3 protein-coding genes are annotated in these 3,916 nt (G+C 67.6%); all 3 read right to left on the bottom strand.

The annotated features are described in order from the left end of the window. Positions 1 to 588, bottom strand: a 588-nt coding sequence (locus AC1D01_RS24150; RefSeq protein ID WP_477870863.1) for a bifunctional ornithine acetyltransferase/N-acetylglutamate synthase, incomplete at its 3' end; no start/stop codon positions are given. A gap of 9 nt (positions 589 to 597) precedes the next feature. Beyond that, complete coding sequence (locus tag AC1D01_RS24155; protein ID WP_477870865.1) at positions 598 to 1,200, bottom strand: GNAT family N-acetyltransferase; 603 nt, start codon at positions 1,198 to 1,200, stop codon at positions 598 to 600. A gap of 63 nt (positions 1,201 to 1,263) precedes the next feature. Continuing rightward, on the bottom strand, positions 1,264 to 3,916 hold a 2,653-nt coding region (gene secA / locus AC1D01_RS24160; protein ID WP_477870867.1), incomplete at its 5' end, for a preprotein translocase subunit SecA.

Genomic DNA, 3,916 nt, shown 5'->3' on the forward strand with positions numbered 1-3,916 from the left:
ACTCAGCATCGTCGCCATGTTCGGGCGGATCATCCCCGCGCCCTTGCTGATGCCGGTCACCGTGACCGTCTTGCCGCCGATGCGCAGCTGGCGCGACACCGCCTTCGGCAGCGTGTCGGTCGTCATGATGGCCTCGGCCGCGACACCCCAGTTGTCTTCCTTCAGGTCGGCCAGCGCCGCCGGCAGGCCGGCCTCGATGCGATCGTTCGGCAGCGGCTCCATGATCACGCCGGTCGAGAACGGCAGCACCTGCTCCGGCGCCAGCTCCAGGTGGCGCGCCAGCGCCACGCAGGTCGAGAACGCGCGCACCAGGCCGTCTTCGCCGGTGCCGGCATTCGCGTTGCCGGTGTTGATCACGATCGCGCGCGGGCCGGTGCCGCTCGCCAGGTGCTTGCGGCACAGCTGCACCGGCGCGGCACAGAAACGGTTGCTCGTGAAGACCCCCGCCACCTGCGAGCCCTCGGCCAGCGTGATCACGCTCAGGTCGCGGCGGTTGGCCTTGCGCACGCCGGCCATCGCGATGCCGAGCTTGACGCCGGGAACGGGGTGYAGGGTCTTCGGATCGGGGGCGCTCAGGTTGACGGGCATGGCGGTCTCTCAGTCGGGCAGCAAGGATGGGAAGGCATTGTAGAAAGAGGCGATGTCATCATGAAGTCGCGCCAGCACGACCTGGTCGCTGAACCCGCCGCGCTCGTCGCGCTCGTACGCGCGCAGCACGCCCTCGCGCTTCATGCCCAGGCGCTCGGCCAGCGCGATCGAGCGGTGGTTGCGTGCATCGCACCAGGCCTCGACGCGCATCACGCCCAGCTCGAACGCCAGTTGCACCAGCGCCGCGCCGGCCTCGTGCATCAAGCCGCGCCCAGCCTGCCGCGAATCGGCCACGTAGCCGATCTGGCAGCGCGGCACCTCGAAATCGAAGCTGTGCAGGTCGAGGTTGCCGACGAAGGCGCCGGTGGCGCGGTCGAACGCGAAGTAGATCAGGCACTCGCCGGCCGCCACCCGCTCGGCATTGCGCCGGCAGAAGCGCTCGGCCGTCGCCGCGGTGAACGCCACCTGGCCCCACGCGATGAAGCGCAACTCGCCCAGCGAGGCATTCACGCTCTCCATCACGACAGCCGCGTGCGACTCGCGCGGATGCTCCAGCCGCAGCCGCGGCGTGAACAGCTCTTTCGGCGCGCCCTGCAGCGTGCTTTCATCCATCGACGGAATCCCCAAAACAGGAACGGAGCCCGAAGGCTCCGTCGTTTGCTGCGTCAGGTCAAGTCAGGCCAATTTGCCGTGGCACTGCTTGTACTTCTTGCCGCTGCCGCACGGACAAGCATCGTTGCGGCCGACCGGCGGGAAGCCGCTTGCCAGCCGGGCGAGCGCTGCGGCGTCCGGGTCCTGCGACACGCTGCCATCCTCGTTCGGGTGCGTGTAGGTCACGTTGCTGATGGCCTCGGCACGCTCCTCGATCGCCTCGGCGGCCTGCGCCACCTGCTCCTGCGTCTGCACGCGCACCGTCATCAGGATGCGGGTCACGTCCATCTTGACGACGTCGAGCAGCTGGCTGAACAGCTCGAAGGCCTCGCGCTTGTACTCCTGCTTCGGGTTCTTCTGCGCATAGCCGCGCAGGTGGATGCCCTGGCGCAGGTAGTCCAGCGCCGCCAGGTGCTCGCGCCAGTGCTGGTCGATCTGCTGCAGCAGGATCATCCGCTCGAACGGCAGGAACTGCTCGGCACCGACGATCGCGAGCTTGGCCGCGAACGCCTCGTGGCCGGCCTTCACCACCATCTCGACGATCTCGTCGTCGGTGATCGCCTGGCTCTTCTCGACGTGCGCCTTCACCGGCACCTCGAGCTGCCATTCGTCGCGCAGCGTCTTCTCGAGCGCATCCAGGTCCCACTGCTCCTCGACGCTCTCGGCCGGCACATAGGTGCGCACCACGTCGGTCAGCGTGCTCTCGCGCAGGCTCGACACCTGGGCTTCGAGCTGCGGCGCCTCGAGGATGTCGTTGCGCTGCTGGTAGATCACCTTGCGCTGGTCGTTCGACACGTCGTCGTACTCGAGCAGCTGCTTGCGCACGTCGAAGTTGCGCGCCTCGACCTTGCGCTGCGCGCTCTCGATGCTGCGCGTGACGATGCCAGCTTCGATCGCCTCGCCCTCGGGCATCTTCAGCCGGTCCATGATCGCGCGCACGCGGTCGCCGGCGAAGATGCGCATCAGCGGGTCTTCGAGCGACAGGTAGAAGCGCGACGAGCCCGGGTCGCCCTGGCGGCCCGAACGGCCGCGCAGCTGGTTGTCGATGCGCCGCGATTCATGCCGCTCGGTCGCGATGATGCGCAGGCCGCCGGCCGCCTTCACCTGGTCGTGCAGGCCCTGCCATTCGCTCTTCAGCGTCTCCGAGCGCGCGAGCTTGTCGGCTTCGACGATGCCGTCGTCGGCCTCGATCAGCTGGATCTGCTTCTCGACGTTGCCGCCCAGCACGATGTCGGTGCCGCGGCCGGCCATGTTGGTCGCGATCGTGATCACGCCCGGGCGCCCGGCCTGCGCGACGATCTCGGCTTCCTTCGCGTGCTGCTTGGCGTTCAGCACCTGGTGCGGCAGCTGCGCCTTCTGCAGCAGCGTGGAGATCAGCTCCGAGTTCTCGATCGAGGTCGTGCCCACCAGCACCGGCTGGCCGCGCTTGACGCAGTCGCGGATGTCGTCGATGACGGCGTTGAACTTCTCCTTGTTGGTCTTGTAGACCAGGTCGAGCTCGTCCTTGCGCACCGTCGGCCGGTTCGGCGGGACGATCACCGTCTCCAGGTTGTAGATCTCCTGGAACTCGTAGGCCTCGGTGTCGGCCGTGCCGGTCATGCCGCCCAGCTTGCCGTACATGCGGAAGTAGTTCTGGAAGGTGATCGACGCGAGCGTCTGGTTCTCGCTCTGGATGTCGACGCCTTCCTTGGCCTCGACCGCCTGGTGCAGGCCGTCGGACCAGCGGCGGCCCGTCATCAGCCGGCCGGTGAACTCGTCGACGATGATCACCTCGCCGTCCTGCACCACGTAGTGCTGGTCGCGGTTGTACAGGTGGCGTGCGCGCAGCGCGGCGTACACGTGGTGCATCAGCGTGATGTTCTGCGGGTCGTACAGGCTCGCGCCCTCGACCAGCAGGCCGGCCTCGCGCAGGATGCGCTCGGCGTTCTCGTGGCCGTCTTCGGTCAGGAAGACCTGGTGGGTCTTCTCGTCGACGGTGAAGTCGCCCGGCTCGATCACGCCTTCGCCGGTGCGCAGGTCGAGCTCGCCGATCTGCTTCTTCATCTGCGGCACGACGGCGTTGATGCGCACGTAGAGCTCGGTGTGGTCTTCGGCCTGGCCGCTGATGATCAGCGGCGTGCGCGCCTCGTCGATCAGGATCGAATCCACCTCGTCGACGATCGCGTAGGCCAGGCCGCGCTGCACGCGGTCGGCCGTCTCGTAGACCATGTTGTCGCGCAGGTAGTCGAAGCCGTACTCGTTGTTGGTGCCGTAGGTGACGTCGGCGGCGTAGGCGGCCTGCTTCTCCTCGCGCGGCATCTGCGGCAGGTTGATGCCCACCGTCAGGCCGAGGAAGTTGTACAGCCGGCCCATCCATTCGGCATCGCGCCGGGCCAGGTAGTCGTTGACCGTCACCAGGTGCACGCCCTTGCCGGCCAGCGCATTCAGGTAGACCGGCAGCGTCGCCATCAGCGTCTTGCCTTCGCCGGTGCGCATTTCGGCGATCTTGCCGTTGTGCAGCGACATGCCGCCGATCAGCTGCACGTCGAAGTGGCGCATCTTCAGCACCCGCTTGCCGCCTTCGCGCACGACCGCGAAGGCCTCGGGCAGCAGCGCATCGAGCGACTCGCCCTTGGCGTGGCGTTCCTTGAACTCGACCGTCTTGGCCTTCAGCGCCTCGTCGCTGAGCGTCTCGAAC

This window comes from Rhizobacter sp. P3_B12 (assembly GCF_056402895.1).

Excerpts from the sequence above, each read along its gene's own strand:
- AC1D01_RS24155 (WP_477870865.1), bottom strand. The coding sequence starts at position 1,200 with ATGGATGAAAGCACGCTGCAGGGCGCGCCGAAAGAGCTGTTCACGCCG.